Here is a 19,407-nt window from a genome sequence, read left to right on the forward strand (position 1 = left end):
TATCTCAAAGCCCATCGCATGGCGTCCAGCCTTGCGGCCAAAAAAGGGGACGTGGACGCCTGATTCACTGCCCGGCAGGCGCATCCGAAGGGTGCTGCCGAAAGGGGTCGAACCAAAGGCGGTTTGAACACAAAGCTGCACGCGATCTGTGACAGCCGAGGGCGTCCGCTGAACCAGTTTGTCACCGCCCGGCAGGTCAGTGATTACATAGGCGCACGTGCATTGATGAGCAGCCTGCCAGATGTCGACTGCAACGCAAGGCGACCGTGCGATATGACAAGCGCCGATATAAACGACGGAACCGTATCGAAAATATGCTCGAAAGGCTCAAGGATTGGCGGCGTGTTGCAACCCGTTATGACAGATGCCCAAAGGTCTTCCTCTCGGCAATCTCATTGGCTACCCTCGTGATTTACTGGCTATGAGTCCTGAGCCTAGATTAACGCGCTGCTGGCAATGAAACCGACTGTGATCCAAATTGAAGCTGTTGCTATAGTCAAAGCATAGTCAAACATCCCGTGATCCTCACCAAACTCTGGATACTTGTTTTCGGCGCATGCGCGACACGTGACCATTAATGCATGTGGTCGTTTAAGGGCTGTGAAATGGACTGTTAACCTTCTGTTAACAATGCTGCCGAAATCGGCGAACTGGCAGCCATGATTCTTCAATACAATGAAGGACCGCGCCATTATGGGGATGGCGCGACCCTTCAGACTCACACTTTCATAAAAAGTGGAATTTGGCACAAAGCGTGCAGGTACCGGGATTGGACGGGATGTCTATAGGATCAGGACGTGAGGGTAATCAAATAATGCGGAGCGCCGCAGACAACAAAGGTTGCAAAGGCAATGACGAATCCGGAAGCATAGTCAGTCAGCTTGGCTTCGCGCTTTTGGGGGCGCATCGTCCACTCTGACCACTTGTTATGTTCGTTGTTCAGTTCGTTGCCGTTGCATAGCTCCATAGCGCTCACCTAGAACTTGAAATAGTAATGTCATTCTTGTGGCCAATGTTTGCCTGAACCAAGTTGAACAAGCTGAAAATGTATCATTCATGGTGCGTTAATCGTGACCAAAATATTAATTCTGAACCGCACTAATACTCTGCGGCGGCCCGCTTAGCAGCTTTAGCGGTTTTGGCGCGGTTAGACCGTTGAAACTGGGTTATGTGCGTACCACACGCGCGCATGGCTCTTAGCCGTGTGCGGCGGCTCTCAAGAATGGGCTTTGGGGGCGCGAGCGAATCCTACTGGCCTCCGAGTCTGTTCCTTGAAATTGCCAATTCACGTAAATTTTATTGACAATTTGACCGCCTTCCAACTTCGGCCACGCATTCGCCGCAATCCTCATCGAAACATAGAAATATAGTTGGTTTGCGTCGTCTTGTTTTCGGCGTGTGTGTCAGGTGTAAAGGTGACGTGTAGTGAGTAATGAGTTTTTTGTGCCCACCTGCTCGGTGTCAAGCGAGTCCTTTCAGCAAGGCTTGGATCAGGGGCATTTAGGTTTAACTTCCGCTCTTAGTGTCGTGTTAAGAAGCCTTCCCTCAGAAGCTCTTGAGGGAATCTCTCAAGAGTTGGATTATTGTGAGCAAGGCTGTTATCCATCACCTTTGGCCGAGAAAATATTCCAGCGCGCAATTTGTATTTACCAAGCTGAACAGCTTTTGGTTTCGTCGTCAGGTAAAAACAATCCCAAGCCAGAAAAAAAGCTTTCCAAACTATTTGTCGCGCGAGCATCGGACGCAGTGACAAGACTGGCAAGTTGACTGTCATTTCCCGGTTTCTATGCGGTCCAGCGGACCTGAGCCACCCAGATGTTTTGTGTCAATAAAGGTAACGATTATGGAAAAATTTCTCTCTTTGATGCTAATCTGCGTGCCCAGCCTTTGCTGGTCAATGACAGAGGAGCAAGCTATCGCAGATTGGAAGGCTGCTTGCTCTGAGTCTGGCGGTGAGTATGCGATTGATTTTATTCGGGCAGGTGGGTCTGAAAGAAAGCCTCACCTGATATATGTTTGCGAAAACGAAAATGGGACCCTGTCCGTAAGGATGGTCCCCGCAAAGCAACTAACGCGGTTTCCGAAAGGCTAGGTTGGAGGCTCATAGCTATACGGCTGAAACAAGAGGATATCTGCACGCAGCACGTGACAACACGGCGTCATGCCTAGTGCACTTGCTGCGTGCAGCTAAGATGCCGCGCCGTTTTCAACTACGAAATCAACATGAATGTGGTTGCCGTCGATGTCTCGAAAATTGACCTGCACAATGGGCGTCCCGGGCACGGGATCAATCGTGTGGGCAACACCCTTATCTTCAAGTTTCTTAACAAAAGCGTCGAAGTCCTCAGCCTGAAAGGCGAAATGTTCCAGTGAAGGGTTTCCACCAATTTCAGGCTGTTCACTCACTTCGACCAAATGCACCACTGCAGTGACATTCAAATAGAGCCAAGCGCCCGGGAAACCGAAATCTGGTCGCTTGCCCGGATGCAAGCCAAGAACTTCACCGTACCAGTTAACCATTTCCTCCAGGTTGGTGGTGCGAATGTTCACGTGGTCAAAAGCCAATAATGCCATGATGGGCTCCTAGAAGTTTGCTGTGTCAAAACAAGCCGTGACTATCGTGCCCCGCTTGGGGTGGCGGGATATCTTCACTGGTTACCCATCCTTACCAATACGGCACCAGTGCTGTTAGATGTGGCGCCGTCATGTAGGAATTGCACCCCGAGTGACTGATAGATGTTCCTCAATGCCTCTACTGTTGATTGCTTTAGATCGGACCCGTTCTCAAAGTTAGCAATTGTGGTCGGGGTTACCCAGGCTATATCCGCTATTTTACGAACACCCACCTTGAGCGCCGCTCTTGCCATTCGTGCTTGTTCTGCATGCATCAATACTCTGTACCTTCTTATCGATACACGGCGTCAATTATTTGTTGTCTGCACCACGTGCATAGTGTCGATACTGAGTATCGACGTATGACACAAAGTTAGGGTTTCCGCCATGTATGACCGCCTCTGTCCAATGTCGGTGCCACTGTGGCAGTTTAAGTCGATGTGATAAGAGAGGGTTTCTGGCGCATCGTAACCGCCAAGGAGTGGATCTATGGACGTCCCCTGCGCAAGGTGTTTTTAACGATAGCATCAACGGCATTGGATGCGTGAATCTATCCGGCCTTTGATTGAAGCACCTTGGCCCCTGGCCTCGATGGGATCCGAGGGTTTCAGTGCCTTCCAAGATGACCGGCCTGTCTTGGCCACCACTCCTTACAGGCTGTGAATTGGCGGCCCCTGCCGTTACACCATCGTCATATCACCTCGCATTCCTGGAAGCCGAAGCTTTCCGCGCTACCTGCTACGCTGCTTTGTAGCCTTCCCCGCTCCGCAATACCGCCCAGGCAATGCGCGCTGTCTTGTTGGCGATTGCCACGAGCGTTTTGTTGTGACCTGCGCGTGCCAGCAAGTCCTGCGCCCATCTCGCGCGTTGATCGTCGCGATCGGCGATCCTGATCAGGACGGACCGGGCACCGTGGATGAGCTGGCACCGCAAGTATTGGTTGCCTCGTTGGCCTATGCCACCAAGCCGAGGTTTGCCTCCCGTTGTATATTGTCTGGGAACCAGCCCGATCCATGCCGCGAGTGCCCGGCCAGACGAGAAGTGTCGTCCGTCATCAACGGCAGCGATCAAGGCGGTGGCGATCACCGGCCCGACGCCGGGAAGGGTTGCCAGACGTTTACACCGCTCATCGGTTCGGCAGATCGCGATCAGCTTACTGTCGAGCTCGGCGACGCGTGTGTCCAACGCTTCGAATTCTGCGATGAGCGCGCTGAAGTTCTCTGTTGCCAGAACCGACAACTTGGCCTCAGCGACGGCATTCCTGATATCCTTTCGGAACCGAAAGGCACCGACTGGAATGACAACGCCATACTCCCCCAGAAGGCCACGAAATTGATTAATCAATCCGGTCCGTTGTGTGATGAGACGATCACGTGTTCGGTGCAGCATCTGCAAATCCTGTTGCTCCGTCGTCTTCACCGGGACAAATCGCATAGTCGGGCGCAGCGCGGCTTCATGGATCGCCTCGGCATCAACAGCGTCGTTCTTGGAGCTTTTGACAAACGGCATGACGAACCGCGGATGAATGAGGCGCACGGAATACCCCTCGGCCTGGAACCGTCGGCCCCAATGATGAGCGCTGGCGCAAGCCTCCATGGCGACGGTTTCCGGGGAAAGTTCCTGAACGGCGGCTTCGAGTTTTGATCTGGTCACCTTCTTCGAGATCACCTCGCCCTCATTGGTGATCCCGTGGATGTGAAACGACTGTTTGCCCAAATCAATCGCAAGTAAATGCATTCTGTGAACTCCTTCTGTTTGCTACGTTTGCCGAAAACTATCAGCTCGGGTGCAAGGGGCGTCCATTCCATAAGATGAGACAGGTCAAAGCGTTAGGCGTTTGATCCAGTGGATCAAACGTAGCTCGTGACCGGAACCAAGCAGAGCCACGGTGAGAAGGTCGTAAAGGACATTCGCCGTGCGGCCGTCAAACAGTGTTCCGCAGAAGAGAAGATCAGGATCGTGCTGGACGGCCTTAAGGGTGAGGACAGCATTGCAGAGCTGTGCCGTCGAGAGGGCATCGCGCAGAGCCTGTATGACAGCTGGCCCAGGGAATTTCTGGAAGCCGGCAAGACACGTCTGGCAGGCGACACGGCTCGCGCGGCAACGTCCACCGAAGTGAAGGATCTGAGACGGGAAGCCCGTGATCTGAAGGAGGTGGTTGCCGAACAGGCCTTGGAATTGCGCCTGCTCAAAAAAAGCATGATCGCGCGTTCACGCCTTACACGCCTCAGGCTGTGATCAGGCAACGGTGCTGGGGGTACCAAGCAATTCGGTCTGGGCCGCGAGGGCGCGCGTCTGGGCATGGAAGAGTTCGCCGAAATCAAATACGTCTGCCGTGACTGGGCGTGATTCCACGAGGGATGAGAAAGGAAACCAAATGCTGAAGAACGACCAACTCGACCAGTGGGATCGCGAGAACTTTTTCCACCCGTCCACCCATCTGGCCTGGCACGCCCGCGGTGAAAGCCCGAACCGCGTGATTAAGACCGCGAGCGGAGTTTTTATCGAAGACCGCGACGGCAACAAATTGCTCGACGCATTCGCGGGCCTCTATTGCGTGAACGTCGGATATGGCCGTCAGGAGATTGCCGAGGCCATTGCTGAGCAAGCCAGGGAACTGGCCTATTATCACGCCTACGTGGGTCACGGCACCGAAGCCTCGATCACCCTGTCAAAAATGATCCTGGATCGCGCTCCGGCGAACATGTCCAAAGTTTATTTTGGCCTTGGCGGCTCGGACGCGAACGAAACCAACGTCAAGCTGATCTGGTATTACAACAATATCCTGGGCCGCCCCGAGAAGAAGAAGATCATCTCGCGCTGGCGCGGCTATCACGGGTCGGGTCTGGTGACTGGTTCGCTGACAGGGTTGGAACTGTTCCATAAGAAATTCGACCTGCCGGTCGAACAGGTGATCCATACCGAGGCGCCCTACTACTACCGCCGTGACAATCTGGATCAGACCGAAGATCAGTTTGTCGCCCATTGCGCCGCCGAACTGGACGCGCTGATCGAACGTGAAAGTGCCGACACTATCGCGGCGTTCATCGGTGAACCGGTGCTGGGCACCGGCGGCATCGTGCCTCCTCCAGCCGGTTACTGGGAAGCCATTCAGGCCGTGCTGAAAAAGCACGACATCTTGCTGGTGGCCGATGAGGTCGTCACAGGCTTTGGGCGGCTCGGCACCATGTTCGGCAGCGCGCATTACGGGATCGAACCCGACATCATCACCATCGCCAAGGGGCTGACCTCGGCCTATGCGCCGCTGTCTGGCTCGATAGTGTCGGATAAAGTCTGGAAGGTGCTGGAACAAGGCACGGACGACAACGGCCCGATTGGCCATGGCTGGACATATTCGGCACATCCCATTGGGGCCGCGGCAGGCGTCGCCAACCTGAGACTGATCGACGAACTGAATCTGGTCTCAAACGCCGGTGAAGTAGGAACCTATCTGAACCAGACCATGGCCGAAGCGCTAGCCGACCACGCCCATGTTGGCGACGTGCGTGGCGAGGGAATGCTTTGCGCGGTCGAGTTCGTGAAAGACAAGGACAGCCGCATCTTCTTTGACGCAGCCGACAAAATCGGCCCGCAGGTGTCGGCCAAGCTGTTGGAGCAAAGCAAGATTATCGCCCGCGCCATGCCGCAAGGCGACATCCTGGGGTTTGCGCCCCCCTTCTGCCTGACCCGTGAAGAGGCAGATCAGGTGGTTTTCGGCACCGTTCAGGCTGTCAAAGACGTTCTAGGACAAAGCCTCAGGTAAGTCTAAAAACCGGGCCGGTCATTTCGGCCCTTTTAATACTCCGGCCTGTTCGAATCGCCGGTTGTCAGGATTGCGTCGGCCTGAAAATCTTCGACGTCCAGCATCGTTGCAACTCTTTCGAGCGCGGCAACAAGCATCGCCTGCTCCCAGTCCTCCATCTGCTTGAATCGCTGCACATAAAGCCGTTGCAGCGGATCTGGGGCGTCCTTAATGGTTTGCCGCCCTCGACCCTTGATCAGGATGTTGGTCTGCCGTCGGTCGGTCAGGGACTTCTCGCGCACGACCATGCCACCCGAGACCAGCTTGTCCACAAGTACGGTGACAGTGGACTGGCTGATATGCATGCGCATTGAAATTGCCTTGGCCGTTGTTCGCCCGGCCTCGCCAATCCCCTGCAATACACGAAGCTGGACCGCGGTCGGCCCGGCGGACTGCGCCAGTTCCCGGCCGGACATCTCGGTGGCGCGCAGGATTCGGCGCAGGGCGTCAAGGCTGCCGTCGACACGATCCATGTATCTACTCCGCATTCGAATGGAGGGGGATCGTCAAAACTGCTTAGGTAATCAAAGGTTGTTGATGGAGCAGTACATGCAGCATTCTTTGGAGGTGTTCGAACAACCTATTTTTCGGTTTTGCGTCCCCCTTTGCCGGAAGACAGGGCACGCCGCGCGGGACATGTTGAAACTGGCGATGCCGGGGTTTGCATAACACCTCTATTTTGGCCCGATCCTCAAGAGTTTTTGCGCCGCGTATTCCGCCGCTTGAGATTTGCAACCGGTTCTGGACGACCATTTGGCTGCTACCCCAGGTATTTTTATGTATTTCCCGCGCGAGTATAAATCTATGATGCCCTTGAGGTTATTCATCGACCACATCAAACGCCGGCACCCTGTTTGACCTTGCACGCGCAGACTTCACATATCGAGTATTGCAAGTCGGAGCCACTCATTGCCCCTAAGATACGCCGATATCTACCCGTCAGAACCTTTGCTGAACAGCGATGCGATGCAGCGCCCCTCGGCGGCGGGACTGATGTCGGTGCGGTATTTTCGGGCCGAACCTGACCGGATGCCAGAAGAGGTGTTCTCTGAACACCATGTCCTGCTGAACCTGCAGGAAAAGGGACATCGGGTGCAAAACTGGCGGGACGGCACGCTGCGGGATTTCACCTTTTGCAAAGATGAAGTCATTGTGACGCCGGCCGGCATGCGGTCGGGGTGGCGGTGGTACGGACAGTCCGACGTGATTGTGATCACCCTGCATCCGGACAAAGTTCGGCACTTTGCACAGTCCGAACTTGGCATGCTGCTGGCGCCGGAACAGTTTCAAGACCAGCCGCAGTTTTCCGATCCTGACCTGTGTGCTGCAGGCGTCATTCTGCGCGATGCGTTGGCAACGGATGACATGTCCTCAGCCGTGATGTTTGAAGCCATGAGCCGGGTGTTTCTGGTCAAGCTGCTACAGAAATACGGCAAACGCCGCGCCGAAGAGGTTGAGCTGTCCTCGCGCTTTACCTCTCAGCACTATCAACGGGTGCTGGCCTATGTGCAGGACCGTTTGGATCAAACGATCACCGTCGATCAACTGGCGTCCGAGGCGGGCATGAGCCCCTCGCATTTCGCGCGGGTTTTCAAGGAGACGCTGGGCTCGACCCCTATGCAATATGTCATGGCTTATCGGGTCGAGCAGGCTATGAAAATGATGGAGAACCCCGCGCGCCCTTTGGGTGATATCGCTTTGGCCTGTGGGTTCTCGGACCAGGCGCATTTTACGCGCACTTTCAAACAGGTGGTAGGGCAGACCCCGCGCGCGTTTCGTGCCGCGCATGCTGTCTGAAGCAGAATCTTTCAAAAACGCGGCAGTCCGGTGCAAGTATCCGCACCGCTGACAGCGTATCTCAGGTGTCATCGGGCTTGTGCCCTTCCATACAGATTTTGGGAGATACCGCTATGAACACCGTCGCTCTGACCACCGCCGCTGCGCTGATGGCATCAACAGCCGCTGTTGCGCAGGTTGAAACCCGTACCGTGACCTTTGAGAACGAAGGTGCGACGCTTTCCGGCACGTTGTACCTGCCGGAAGAACGCGGAGCCGAACCGCTGCCGACGGTCGTCGTGACCGGGGCCTGGACCTCGGTTCAGGAACAGATGCCCGCAAACTATGCCCGAGAAATGGCCGTGCGCGGCTTTGCTGCCTTCACCTTTGATTTCCGTGGCTGGGGCAAATCAGGCGATCTGCCGAAAAACGTGCGCTTTGTTGAAAGTCCAGAATCCAAGACATCCGACATCAAAGCCGCAATCGACTTCGTCGCGACCCTGCCCGAAGTGGACGCCGATCACATCAACGGTCTGGGGATCTGTGCCTCGGCCGGGTACATGGTCGATGCTGTGTCTGGCAACCCGCTGGTTCAGCGGCTGGGTCTGGTTGCACCATGGTTGCAGAACGCCGAGATCGTCGAGGCGGTTTATGGCGGCGCAGACGGCGTTGCCGGGCTGATTGAAGTCTCCCACGCAGCCGAGGCCGCTGGTGGTCAGATCATTCCGGCCGCAGGCCCCGAGGGTGCCGAGGGTGTGCTGATGCCAATCGGCGGATACTACTATGAGGCCGACCGAGGCGGTATCCCGGAATATGACGACAAATGGAACAATGCGGGCTGGGAAGGCTGGCTGACCTATCACCCTGCCGACAACCCGCAGCGTTTGGATAAGCCGCTGGCCATTGTGCACTCGGAAAGCGCGGCAATTCCTCAGGGCGTGCAGACCTTCCTTGCCGGATTTGCTGGCGATGCGACAGCGCAATGGCTGGAAGATGTCACGCAATTCGACTTCTACGACAACCCCGAGGATGTCACCCGCGCGGCAGATACCGTCGCTGACCACTTCCGCGCCGGTTCGAGCAACTGAGCCCTGTCTGGACGCCGAGTAACTGTTCGGCGTCCACTCTCATCTATCAGGAACACCCTCATGCATAGAAAACTCACATCAACCCTTGCGGCTGTCTCAATGATCGGAACCGCAGCGTTTGCCGAGCAGCAGGCAAATATCTCGACCGCCATCACCGACATCGCGGCAGGCGCTGATCGCCACGACTGGACCCGCGTGCGCGGCGCGTTTTCCGATACTGTCACGACGGATTATACCAGCCTCTGGGGCGGCGACCCGGTCACGCAACCCGCCGATGAGCTTGTGGCGGGGTGGTCCGCTTTCTTGCCCGGTTTCGACGCGACGCACCATATGGTGACCAATCACACGATCACCTCGTTGTCCGATACATCCGCCACGGCACAGGCCGATTTCACAGCGACCCATCGTCTTGATGACGGCTTGTGGGTGCTGGGTGGCCGCTATGACTATGAGCTTGAGAAATCAGACAACCGCTGGGTTGTCACGTCGATGACCATGACGGCACTCTGGGAATCCGGTGACCGTGGGCTTGTGGCTTTGGCTGGGCAACGCGCTGCCTAGGCAAATTGAGGGAAGAACCATGACCCGTCAGCGCATCGCACTCGTGACCGGAGCCAATCGCGGTATCGGCAAAGAAGTTTCCCGCCAATTGGCTCAGGACCACGGGATGAAGGTTCTGATGGGTGCGCGCGATCTGGCAAAAGGGCAGGCTGCTGCGAATGAGATCGGCAATGGAGCGCAAGCCGTGCGTTTGGATGTCTCCGATCCTAGCTCAGTCGCTGTGGCGTTCGGGCAGATTGAACTAGCCTTTGGTCGCCTTGATGTTCTGGTGAACAATGCGGGCGTGGACTATGACACCGACCAACAGGTCCACCTCGCCGATATTAACCGGCTGCGCCGGGCGTTTGATACGAACCTTTTTGGTCCTTGGGAGACCACAATCGCGGCGGTGCCGCTGTTGCAACGAGGCAAGGATGCCCGGATCGTCAACGTGTCGTCCGGCGCAGGGTCGCTGACCGGCATGTCCGCCGGTACGCCGGGCTATGGCGTTTCCAAAGCAGCTTTGAACGCGTTGACCATCAAGACCGCTGCCGCGATGAAACCTGACGGCATTCTTGTCAACGCTGTGTGCCCCGGCTGGGTGGCCACGGATATGGGCGGCGGGGGACGTCCGGTTCCAGAGGGCGCCAAAGGCGTTGTCTGGGCAGCAACCTTGCCTCAGAGCGGTCCGACCGGAGGATTTTTTCGAGATGGCGTCGCAATTGATTGGTAAGTTTAGCCGGGTGTCATGAAATCGATCAGCTTCCTAACCCGCGCGGGCAAAAGGCGGCGACTGGGATAGTCAACGAACATATCCCGCGTCAATGGTGCGGCGTCCGTGACCTGCAGCCGCTGCAAGTCACTGTCTACCATATCCAATGGCAACATCGCGACACCCAGGTTGCGACGGGCGGCCTGAGCAATGACATCAAGGTCCGTTAAACTGTGCGCTATGTGTTTCGGGTGCAGCATTTCTCCGCTCTCTGGCACCCACGGCTGACCAGCTGCCAGGGCAGGCAAAGCAAGAAAGTCTGGTCTAGATATCGGCCTGTCCAACGCACGCTCCCGAATGAGGCTCCGTCCCGTACAAAAGCAATAGGGGACCGACCAGAGCCGTTTAGCGACAAGGCTGGATTCCGTCAGCGGACCGACCCGAAAGGCCAGATCAATATTGTCGCGAAAGAAGTCCAGCATGATGTTGGTGGTTGTCATCTCAAGCGCCACATCCGGGTTTTGTTCCGCGAAATCCAACAGCCGAGGGCCAATGGTCGTGCGTGCAGCCAGCGGAGGGGCCGCAATTCGGATGTTCTGGCGTCTGGTATCCTCGATAAAGCGATACCTTGCAGCGCCTCAATCGGGTCCTGACTTCGGTCCAGAAGGCGGCCCTCTTCCGTCAGGCGAACCTGGCGGGTTGTCCGCTCGAACAATTTGGTGCCCAGATGATCTTCCAGCTCGGCAATCCTTCGACTGACCCGGCTGAGTGGTATGCCCAGTCGGTCCTCATCCTAGGAAAAGCTGAGATGGTTGGCGACGACAGTAGACAGAGCAAGGTCGTTACAAATCATTATCCTGTTTTTGGGATCATATCCCCCGATATCAGCCATTATCATTCGATGATGCGGCCTCTACCTTCTGCGCAACAGAAGGAGACAGCTCATGCCTTTCGCCATTGAGATCACGCAGACCGGCAAACCGGACGTTTTAGGCACAACCAACCGGGCGACCCCGACCCCCGATGCCGGGGAAATCCTGGTCCGCAACAAAGCCGGGCGGTCAACTTTTTCGACACGATCATCCGCCGCAGTGAGATGCCCGAGGGGACGATGCCTGATCTGCCTCATATGCCCGGAGTTGAAGGGATCGGAGTGGTCGAGACGCTGGGTGCGGGGGTTCAAGGCTTCTCGGTCGGCTACCGCGTGACGTGGAGGTTGATTCAATGGCTTCTGTCAGGACGAGCAGTGAACGTTTCGGTGCTACGGCATCAGTTCCTGAAAGAGGAACAAATTACCGGTTAGGTCAGTCAGGAAGGCACTAACAGGTCATACTCTTTTGTGGAAATTCAGGTCGGAATCTTTCTGACGAAAGTTTTTCGAGGTGTCGGGCAAGGTCGAAGCCGAAGCGTTATTTTCTGTGATTGCGCCAAAGTTGAGCCGGCGGCGACGCTTAGGAGATCTTGCGCATGTTTTTGTGGCAGTAATTCGCCCGCTATGTCGCACGTGTTGAAGCTGGCCCAACCTTATGCGGGGAACTTTACACGTTTCCTTCCCCTGTCTTGGTTACAGAGCTGGCACGAGAACCAGCTCTGCAGGTTGATTTAGAAGTTGAACCGCACACCAAAGTCTGCGCGGATCTGACTATCAGCAGAACCTTCCTTGATGCTGCCAACACCGCCACGCAGTGTTACACCCGCACCCAGATCATAGATCGCACCGACCCCGTATTCCCGGGTATCGCCATCTGCGGTTCCGTCACCATACGAAGCGAGAATTGTGGTCGCGGCACCCAGATTATAGGCAAGCGACGCACCATAGGCCGTACCGTCTGTTTCCTCACCCAGAGAGTTCACCTCAGTGTCGTCATCCCGCGCCAGAAGCAAAGTACCCGAAAAGTTTCCAAGATCGGCCCCAAGTGTGAAAATCAACAGGCTGGGGTCAATGCCGTCAGCTGGCCCGTCGGTTTCACCATAAGCAAGGGCAACAGTGACATTGTCGAAGCTGTATTCAACGCTCACGTCCCATTGATCAGCACCACCCAACGACACATTGCCGTTGTCTGTTGTGTTCTGGTCATAGGATGCACCGATTGCGAAATTGTCGAATACATATTTGAAGAAGACAGCGTTTTCGCCTGTGCCGGTGGAGGTGTAGCCCAAGATTTCGTAGTTATCACCGGATCTTTGATCAACAAAGCTCTCCAGACCGGGTTGGTTCCCGGACCGGTTGGGCATGTTCTCGATGGCACCACCGACGTTGCCCACGTCGACCCGCAGGCCTTCGTAGATCATCGAAAAGCGCGCGCCGTTCAGGCCTGCCTCTCCGGCTTCACCAGTACTTATGCTTTCATCGGCCTGCAGACGGACACGGGCCGAGAACTCGATCCCGCCATCGGTTTGAGCGTTACCGTCCAGGTTCAAGCGGAAGCGGGAAACAAGGATGGTGTCGGAGATATTGTCGTTGGTGGTCGAACGGTCCTCAAGGTAACCGATACCGAATCGCCCGTAGCCGCTGAACTTGATCTCGGCTGCTGCGGTCGTGACACTGGCCGCCAGCATTACGGGCGCCAGTGTATACAGCGTTTTGTTCATCATGGTCCTCTCATTCTCTCTCTGAGTTCCAGAGTTTTTTTGTTCGATACGCGCTTTGACTAAGGGCAGGCCTTGGGCTGTTCAGCGTTTGCGCGCAGGGTGAAGTCGGGCTCAGTCGGTCGAGGCGAAAACGTCGCTGTGCTGGTGCGAATGTCACCGCCGTTCAAGTCAGATCAGTGCCCACGCGATCTGGTTGTGTGTGGATTGATGTACAAACCTCATTTTCGAATCCGACTGACCAGCTTATGGCTTAGGTCTTCAAAGTTCGAAATCTTATTACTAATTCAGAAGTTTATATAAGTGATAGTTATGGGAAATGCTTATAGCGGGATAAGGCAAATCAATAACGTATTATGTCGCTGCAATTCATCCTAAGGGATATGAAACACGCCCCGGAGGACATCATGGATATCTGCATTCTTCACATCGGACATACCGAACCCGGCGAAAAGCCCAAGCATCTGCCATCGCCTCAGAGGTTCAGAAATGCGCTTGAGCCACATCTGCCCGAGGCGAACTGGACAGTGGTCAGCGCAGTCAAGGACAAGCTGCCCCGGCCAGGCGATTTTGACGCCTATATCATCACCGGTGGAAAATACTCGGTGTTCGAGAAGCTGGATTGGCAGGACCGATTGTTTGATTTCATTCGCGCAGTGGACGATCAGAAGATCAGAATGATCGGCATCTGCTATGGGCATCAGGCCATCGCCCATGCGCTTGGCGGCGCGGTAGAGCGCAGTCCCAAGGGTTGGGGCGTCGGCTTGATGCCTGTGTCCGTGACACGCGACACCGGCTTTGCCGCACCAGGTGACGACATCATGCTGCACGCGATGCACCAGGATCAGGTGGCCACCGCGCCAGAAGGGTCGGAGATCTTTCTGAGCAGCGATTTCTGTCCAGTCAGTGGCTTTACGATCGGTCAGCATTTTTTGGCCATTCAGCAGCACCCGGATTTCAACCCGGACATCAATCGCGATCTGATCCTGAAACGCATCGATCGCATAGGTGACGCTGCAGAACCCGCATTGGCATCATGTGACGAACGGGACGACACGCCAATCAGCGTCGTTTGGATGGCAGGTTTTCTCAGCACGCCCATAAGTTTGCGTAAGACTGCATAGTCAGAAACAGCCGACTGTCAAAAAGAGCCAGCGTTGACGCCCCGGCAAAGCAGGGGCCGTTTTGAGTGTTGGCCTTACACAAAGGGGTAGAGGCCCCGACATCGCCGAGCCATTTTCCCCCCAGCCCCGGAGAGCTTTCGATGGCCCAGTCCGCAGGTTTTGACGTTCGCAAGATCATCTTCGACTCTCCGGCCAAGACGATGGACGATCTGCGCCAGTGCCTAAAGCACTCGATTGCGTTCAACCTGGACAATGAACAGGAACTGTAACGGGTCGCCGGGATGATCGAGTATCCCCTGGCTGACCTCGATCCACACCCATGCCGGATCGAAGGGCTACCCGCTGGAACTGATGGCGCAGGGCATCGGAGAACTGTTGGCCGTGGCCGAAACGCTCAGCGAAGTTGTCTCAAATATGTTATGATAAAAAAGGACCGGGCGTGTGCCAAGCCCGGTCCTTGTCGTGGCGATTGGGGTCAAACCCCAAGGCCGAGGGTTAGGTGCCCAGAAGGCTCTGATCTTCAAACAGAGTATCGATAAGCTCGGCAATACCTTCGCGCAGGAATTGCTGTGTTTCGGTCCCGTCCTGCCAGTCCGCACAGGCCAGATATGTGGGCGTTGTCATCTCAACCCCCTCGACCGTTCGAATGACGATGCCGTGGGTTCGGGCGGCGATCAGACGGGCAGTCAATTCACTGCTGAAAGCCACTGCTTTCATCGGCTGCACCATTTGGACTGTAAGGCTCGCAAATGGTGACTGGAACACTGGGTTCATCGAGACATTTGCCTGGCGGCAGAGCTCGTTCAGATCATGATAAGACGGATCGCTTTTGGTTGAACTGATAAAGCGGCATCCGTCGAGATCCTGAAGCGTGATGTGTTCCTTGCTGGCTAGCGGATGGTCTTCTGCCATAACCGCTACTTGCCGAAATTCATTGAGCTTTTCGTTGTTCAATCCGGGATGGTCAATGGTCCGGCTGTGAAGCGCAAAATCGATATGACCTTGCAAAAGCGACACGAGCATTGAGCTTAGCGGGACAGAACTGACATAGAACTTCATCTCGGGATGCGTGACGGTCAGGTTGCTGAACAGAAGCGGCAGCAACTCGTTCACGATACTCATGCTGGCCGAGATACGCACCGTTGACAGCAGCCCGGTCCGCTGGTGGCTCAGCTGTGCTTGAAAGCGTTCAAGCTGCGCAAGAAGGGCTATGGAATCTTCCCTCAGAGCCTCTGCCCGATGCGTGGGATAGATCGCGCCGTTCCGCCGGACAAATAACGGGGCACCGATTGCGTCTTCCAGCGCTTTGACAAGCTGGCTGACGGCCGGTTGTGACACACCCAGCTGCCGCGCCGCGGCCGAAATCGATCCGGTCGAGATCACGGCCGAGAAGGCTTCGATATGTTTCAGACGACGGATTCGGCTTGGACGTGGGCTCATTGGATTACTTATAGTTCTGTGCTGTTGGGCGACGGTAACACCGCCGCCCGAGCAGGTACAATAACGGCGCTTATGACGCCAGATTGAAGCTGAAGCGGGGCATGGCCGCCAGAAGCCCTTGGGTATAGGGGTCTTCCGGTTCGACCAGAACCTTGTCGCAGGGTCCGCTTTCGACAACATGGCCCGATTTCATCACCATCACCCGGTCGCACATCTGACGCACCACGGCCAGATCGTGGCTGACGAACAGCAAAGTCAGACCCAGCTGATCCTGTAGGTCCTTCATCAGGTTCAGAAGTTCCGCCTGCACGGTCACGTCCAACGCCGAGGTCGGTTCGTCGCAGAAGATGAAGTCCGGCCGGAAGGACAAGGCGCGTGCAATGCCGATCCGCTGGCGTTCACCGCCCGAGAAAGCGTGCGGCATCTTCCGGGCCGAGGCGCGGGGAAGGCCGACGAGTTCCATCAGATCACCGGCCAACTGCAACGCATCAGACGCATTCAGCGCACCATGCGCCTTGAGCGGATAGGTGATGTTCTCGCCTGCGCTCATGCGGGGATTCAGCGACGAGTAAGGGTCTTGGAAAATACACTGCAATGACTTGCGGTGTTCCAGCTTTTCCTCGCGCGTTTTCAGGTCCGCGATGTTGCGGCCACGATAGATGATCTCGTGCCCGGGGTCGGGTGTGTGCAAGCCCAGGATCATCCTGCCAATCGTGGATTTGCCGGACCCGGATTCGCCGACAATGCCCAGGGTTTCGCCGGGATAGACATCAAAGCTGACATCCGCGACAGCCTTGAACTCGGACGCGGCCTTGAGGGCGGTCGCCTTGTTCAGGAAGGTCTTGGACAGGTTGCGGATCTTCAGCAGCGGCTCGCCTTCTTTACCACTGTCAGTCTTGCGCCCCATCAGATAGCTGATGGCCCGTTCCCGGTCGGCCGCATTTCCCAGACCGCCCGGCACCGCAAAGCGTTCGATCTTGTGGTCGATCCTTGGGATCGCCGCCATCAATTCGCGGCTGTAGTCCTGCGTTGGGCGCTGCAACACCTGCTCGGTGGGCCCGGATTCGACCAGCTTGCCGTGGCGCAGGACGTAGACGTGATCGCACATTTCAGCCACCACGCCCATGTCGTGGGTGATGAGAATGATGGCGATGTTTTCCTGCCGCGTCAGCCGAACCAGCGTGTCCAGAACCGCCTTTTGCACTGTCACGTCCAGCGCGGTTGTCGGCTCATCGGCGATGATAAGGTCCGGCTTGGCGCAAATCGCGATGGCAAAGACAATCCGTTGACACAAACCACCCGATAGCTGGTGCGGGTATTTGTCCAGACGTTCATCCGGCAATGGCACCTCGGCCTGTTTCAGCAGGTCAATGGCATACGCGCGCGCCGCCTTGCCGCGTTTGTCAGTGTTGGCCTCTATCGCTTCGATGATCTGCTCTCCGATGGTCAGCACCGGGTTCAGGGCCGTCATCGGGTTCTGGTAGATATAGCCGACCTTATTGCCGCGCACCTTGGCGTACATATGCTCTTCCAGATGCGACACCATCGTCTCTTCGAGCATGACCGAGCCCGTGTCGATGATGGCGTTTTCATCCAGAAGCCCCAGCGTCGCCTTGCCGATTGTTGACTTGCCCGCGCCGCTTTCGCCAACCACGCCAACGATCTGGCCACGGTTCACTTCCATCGAGAAATTGTCGATGGCACGGAACACTTCACCGTCGGCCATGGGGTATTCGATGGTCAGGTTTTCGACCTTGATCAGGGATTGATCGCTCATGGCTTAGTCCTTTCCGCGCAGATAGGGGTTGGAATGGTCGCGCAACCTGTCGGCCACCACGTTGATACAAAGCACCAGCGAAACAAGCACGACACCGGGGAAGATGCTGATCCACCATTTGCCCGACAGGATATAATCGTTGCCATTGGCAATCAGCAGGCCCAGCGACGGTTCGGTAATCGGTACGCCGACACCCAGGAAGGACAGCGTTGCCTCGGCGCCGATGGCGCCCGAGATCGACATCGGCAGGACCACAAGAACCGGCGAGATCGAGTTGGGGAACAGATAGCGCCACATGATCCGCCCGTCGCTGAGGCCCGCCAGTCGCGCCGAGTCGATATATTCTTTCTTCAGCTCGGACAGGGCGACGCCGCGGACAAGGCGTGCTTCGGTGGCCCAGGCTCCGATGATGAGCGCGATGATGACTTTGTCGATACCAGTTCCGAAGACGGCCAGCACCATCAGCGCCAGCAGGATGCCCGGAAAGCTCATCTTGAGGTCCACAAGGCGCATGATCGCGGTTTCAACCCAGCCGCCTTTCATGGCGGCCAGCAACCCCATGAACACCCCGATGGCGGAGCCGACAAGGACGGCGACCAGCGCCACGATCATGGAAATCCGCAAGCCAAATAGTACGGCCGAGAAGATGTCCCGACCCAGCGCATCGGTGCCCAGCAGGCTGAGTGTCCCGTCTCCCAGTCGTGATCCGGGCGGCAACAGACCATCCAGAATATCAAGCCGCATCTGGTCGTAAGGGTCTTGCGGGGCGATCAGCGGGGCGAAGATGGCCAGCAGGATGAAGACAACGATACCCACAAGCCCGATCAGTGCCGCGGGATGCCCGCGAAAGATCTTCCAGAACTTTTCGGAAAAGGTGGGTTCTTCGGATTTGCGGTCCGCCAGGACGCCCGCATCAACAGTGGTAGAAGTGGTCGACATCAGACATCTCCTCAGGTGTAGCGGATACGCGGGTCAAGCAGTGCGTAAAGCACGTCGACAACGAAGTTGATGGTCACGAACATCAGCGTGATCAGGATCAGATAGGCGACAACCACCGGACGATCCGAATTGTGGATACTGTCCAGAAGCAGCTTGCCGATGCCGGGCCACGAGAAAACGGTCTCGGTCACTGTGGCAAATGCGATCAGGCTGCCAAGCTGAAGGCCGGTGATCGTCACGATGGGGATCAGGATGTTGCGCACAAGGTGACGGCGGATGATCCGGTCGCGGCTGATGCCTTTGGCCCGGGCGAAAGTCATATAGTCCTGATACATCACCTCTTGCGTGCCGGATCGCGCCAGCCGAGTCTGCATACAGATCGTATAGATCGCCAGGTTCAAGGCGGGCAGGATCATGTGCGACAGGCCGTCGAGATTGAACAAGGACCAGTCGGCGCTAAAGATCTCGGTCGTCTCGCCGCGCCCTGATGCGGGCAACACCTGCAGCCACACCGAAAACAACATGATCAGCAATACACCCTGCCAGAAGTTCGGAACCGAATAGCCGACGGTGGTCATGAAGCTGGTCACCTTGGTCGCCGGTTTTTTCTGGTTCAGGCCGGAATAGACGCCAAGCGGAATACCCACGACAAGGCCGATGAACATGGCCATGAATGCGACCTCAAGCGTGGCCGGAAGGCGCTCCAGGATCAGGTCCATGACGGGGCGGTTGTAGACAAACGAGGTTCCGAAATCACCTTGCACCACGTTGCCCAGAAAACTGAAATACTGCATCACCAGCGGTCGGTCGACACCCAGTTCCCGGGCCAGTGCGATCCGGTCTTCGTCGGTGAAATCCTCGCCTGCCAGAACGGCAATCGGATCAGACACCACATACATGCCGATAAAGACCAGAGCCGACATGATCAGGACGAGGATAGCGCTCTGTCCGGTTCGCCTCAGGATGAAATTGAGCATTTCTCGCCCCTCCCTTTCAGACCTTGAACC

General features: G+C 56.3%; 20 protein-coding genes and 3 pseudogenes. 12 read left to right on the forward strand and 11 right to left on the reverse strand.

The annotated features are described in order from the left end of the window. A pseudogene (locus ACR0K4_RS12280) lies at nucleotides 1-425 on the forward strand (transposase family protein); the annotation flags it as partial. Nucleotides 426-790: 365 nt separating this feature from the next. Here the strand turns inward: ACR0K4_RS12280 and ACR0K4_RS12285 are convergent. Beyond that, complete coding sequence (locus tag ACR0K4_RS12285) at nucleotides 791-967, reverse strand: hypothetical protein (RefSeq protein ID WP_480854199.1); 177 nt, start codon at nucleotides 965-967, stop codon at nucleotides 791-793. Nucleotides 968-1,425: 458 nt separating this feature from the next. Between ACR0K4_RS12285 and ACR0K4_RS12290 the strand changes: the two genes are divergently transcribed. Further along, a complete protein-coding gene (locus tag ACR0K4_RS12290) occupies nucleotides 1,426-1,767 on the forward strand; it encodes a hypothetical protein (protein ID WP_480854200.1) in 342 nt (113 codons plus the stop codon). 420 nt (nucleotides 1,768-2,187) lie between these two features. Here ACR0K4_RS12290 and ACR0K4_RS12295 read toward each other — a convergent pair whose 3' ends face one another. Next, nucleotides 2,188-2,574: a VOC family protein gene (locus ACR0K4_RS12295; RefSeq protein WP_480521782.1), complete on the reverse strand. Its 387-nt coding sequence runs from the start codon at nucleotides 2,572-2,574 to the stop codon at nucleotides 2,188-2,190. Nucleotides 2,575-3,351: 777 nt separating this feature from the next. Then, nucleotides 3,352-4,350, reverse strand: coding sequence for an IS110 family RNA-guided transposase (locus tag ACR0K4_RS12300; RefSeq protein ID WP_480854201.1), 999 nt, complete (start codon nucleotides 4,348-4,350; stop codon nucleotides 3,352-3,354). Nucleotides 4,351-4,476: 126 nt separating this feature from the next. On the opposite strand from ACR0K4_RS12300, the pseudogene ACR0K4_RS12305 reads away from it, so the two are divergent. Both ACR0K4_RS12305 and ACR0K4_RS12310 read left to right on the forward strand, forming a co-directional pair. Beyond that, nucleotides 4,477-4,809, forward strand: a pseudogene (locus ACR0K4_RS12305) (transposase); the annotation flags it as partial. A 181-nt stretch (nucleotides 4,810-4,990) separates the two neighbouring features. Then, nucleotides 4,991-6,376, forward strand: a complete 1,386-nt coding sequence (locus ACR0K4_RS12310; RefSeq protein ID WP_480518640.1) for an aminotransferase — start codon at nucleotides 4,991-4,993, stop codon at nucleotides 6,374-6,376. A 32-nt stretch (nucleotides 6,377-6,408) separates the two neighbouring features. Here the strand turns inward: ACR0K4_RS12310 and ACR0K4_RS12315 are convergent, their stop codons facing one another. Further along, a complete protein-coding gene (locus ACR0K4_RS12315; protein WP_480854202.1) occupies nucleotides 6,409-6,888 on the reverse strand; it encodes a MarR family winged helix-turn-helix transcriptional regulator in 480 nt (159 codons plus the stop codon). 436 nt (nucleotides 6,889-7,324) lie between these two features. On the opposite strand from ACR0K4_RS12315, the gene ACR0K4_RS12320 reads away from it, so the two are divergent. The 4 genes from ACR0K4_RS12320 to ACR0K4_RS12335 all read left to right on the forward strand — a co-directional run bounded on the left by ACR0K4_RS12320 (nucleotide 7,325) and on the right by ACR0K4_RS12335 (nucleotide 10,552). Next, complete coding sequence (locus ACR0K4_RS12320; RefSeq protein WP_480854203.1) at nucleotides 7,325-8,212, forward strand: helix-turn-helix domain-containing protein; 888 nt, start codon at nucleotides 7,325-7,327, stop codon at nucleotides 8,210-8,212. A 113-nt stretch (nucleotides 8,213-8,325) separates the two neighbouring features. Next, nucleotides 8,326-9,279, forward strand: a complete 954-nt coding sequence (locus ACR0K4_RS12325) for an alpha/beta hydrolase (protein WP_480854204.1) — start codon at nucleotides 8,326-8,328, stop codon at nucleotides 9,277-9,279. A gap of 60 nt (nucleotides 9,280-9,339) precedes the next feature. Then, nucleotides 9,340-9,840 (forward strand): nuclear transport factor 2 family protein, encoded by a 501-nt coding sequence (locus ACR0K4_RS12330; RefSeq protein WP_480518650.1) that lies wholly within the window; start codon nucleotides 9,340-9,342, stop codon nucleotides 9,838-9,840. 19 nt (nucleotides 9,841-9,859) lie between these two features. Continuing rightward, nucleotides 9,860-10,552 carry an SDR family oxidoreductase gene (locus ACR0K4_RS12335; RefSeq protein ID WP_480854205.1) on the forward strand — a complete coding sequence of 231 codons (693 nt, stop codon included), beginning with the start codon at nucleotides 9,860-9,862 and terminating at the stop codon, nucleotides 10,550-10,552. Nucleotides 10,553-10,554: 2 nt separating this feature from the next. Here the strand turns inward: ACR0K4_RS12335 and ACR0K4_RS12340 are convergent, their stop codons facing one another. After that, complete coding sequence (locus ACR0K4_RS12340) at nucleotides 10,555-11,124, reverse strand: LysR substrate-binding domain-containing protein (RefSeq protein WP_480519094.1); 570 nt, start codon at nucleotides 11,122-11,124, stop codon at nucleotides 10,555-10,557. Next, on the reverse strand, nucleotides 11,028-11,279 hold the full coding sequence (locus tag ACR0K4_RS12345) for a LysR family transcriptional regulator (protein ID WP_480519096.1): 252 nt from the start codon (nucleotides 11,277-11,279) through the stop codon (nucleotides 11,028-11,030). Before ACR0K4_RS12345 ends, ACR0K4_RS12340 begins: the two co-directional genes overlap by 97 nt. Here ACR0K4_RS12345 and ACR0K4_RS12350 point away from each other — a divergent pair. Further along, a complete protein-coding gene (locus ACR0K4_RS12350; protein ID WP_480854206.1) occupies nucleotides 11,160-11,492 on the forward strand; it encodes a hypothetical protein in 333 nt (110 codons plus the stop codon). The genes ACR0K4_RS12345 and ACR0K4_RS12350 overlap by 120 nt on opposite strands. Nucleotides 11,493-11,600: 108 nt before the next feature. After that, nucleotides 11,601-11,834: pseudogene (locus tag ACR0K4_RS12355) on the forward strand (alcohol dehydrogenase catalytic domain-containing protein); the annotation flags it as partial. A 299-nt stretch (nucleotides 11,835-12,133) separates the two neighbouring features. Here ACR0K4_RS12355 and ACR0K4_RS12360 read toward each other — a convergent pair. Further along, nucleotides 12,134-13,126, reverse strand: a complete 993-nt coding sequence (locus tag ACR0K4_RS12360; protein ID WP_480518658.1) for a porin — start codon at nucleotides 13,124-13,126, stop codon at nucleotides 12,134-12,136. A gap of 401 nt (nucleotides 13,127-13,527) precedes the next feature. On the opposite strand from ACR0K4_RS12360, the gene ACR0K4_RS12365 reads away from it, so the two are divergent. Together ACR0K4_RS12365 and ACR0K4_RS12370 are read left to right on the forward strand one after the other, a co-directional pair. Next, on the forward strand, nucleotides 13,528-14,244 hold the full coding sequence (locus ACR0K4_RS12365) for a type 1 glutamine amidotransferase (protein ID WP_480854207.1): 717 nt from the start codon (nucleotides 13,528-13,530) through the stop codon (nucleotides 14,242-14,244). Between the two features lie 65 nt (nucleotides 14,245-14,309). Continuing rightward, nucleotides 14,310-14,513, forward strand: coding sequence for a hypothetical protein (locus ACR0K4_RS12370; protein ID WP_480854208.1), 204 nt, complete (start codon nucleotides 14,310-14,312; stop codon nucleotides 14,511-14,513). A 226-nt stretch (nucleotides 14,514-14,739) separates the two neighbouring features. Here the strand turns inward: ACR0K4_RS12370 and ACR0K4_RS12375 are convergent, their stop codons facing one another. The 4 genes from ACR0K4_RS12375 to ACR0K4_RS12390 all read right to left on the reverse strand — a co-directional run bounded on the left by ACR0K4_RS12375 (nucleotide 14,740) and on the right by ACR0K4_RS12390 (nucleotide 19,377). After that, nucleotides 14,740-15,684, reverse strand: coding sequence for a LysR family transcriptional regulator (locus ACR0K4_RS12375; protein WP_480854209.1), 945 nt, complete (start codon nucleotides 15,682-15,684; stop codon nucleotides 14,740-14,742). Nucleotides 15,685-15,754: 70 nt separating this feature from the next. Further along, a complete protein-coding gene (locus ACR0K4_RS12380; RefSeq protein WP_480854210.1) occupies nucleotides 15,755-17,461 on the reverse strand; it encodes a dipeptide ABC transporter ATP-binding protein in 1,707 nt (568 codons plus the stop codon). A 3-nt stretch (nucleotides 17,462-17,464) separates the two neighbouring features. Further along, nucleotides 17,465-18,400 (reverse strand): ABC transporter permease, encoded by a 936-nt coding sequence (locus tag ACR0K4_RS12385; RefSeq protein WP_480531456.1) that lies wholly within the window; start codon nucleotides 18,398-18,400, stop codon nucleotides 17,465-17,467. Nucleotides 18,401-18,411: 11 nt separating this feature from the next. After that, a complete protein-coding gene (locus ACR0K4_RS12390) occupies nucleotides 18,412-19,377 on the reverse strand; it encodes an ABC transporter permease (RefSeq protein WP_480734301.1) in 966 nt (321 codons plus the stop codon). Between the last annotated feature and the right edge of the window lie 30 nt (nucleotides 19,378-19,407).

The organism is Ruegeria sp. K11, from assembly GCF_056531905.1.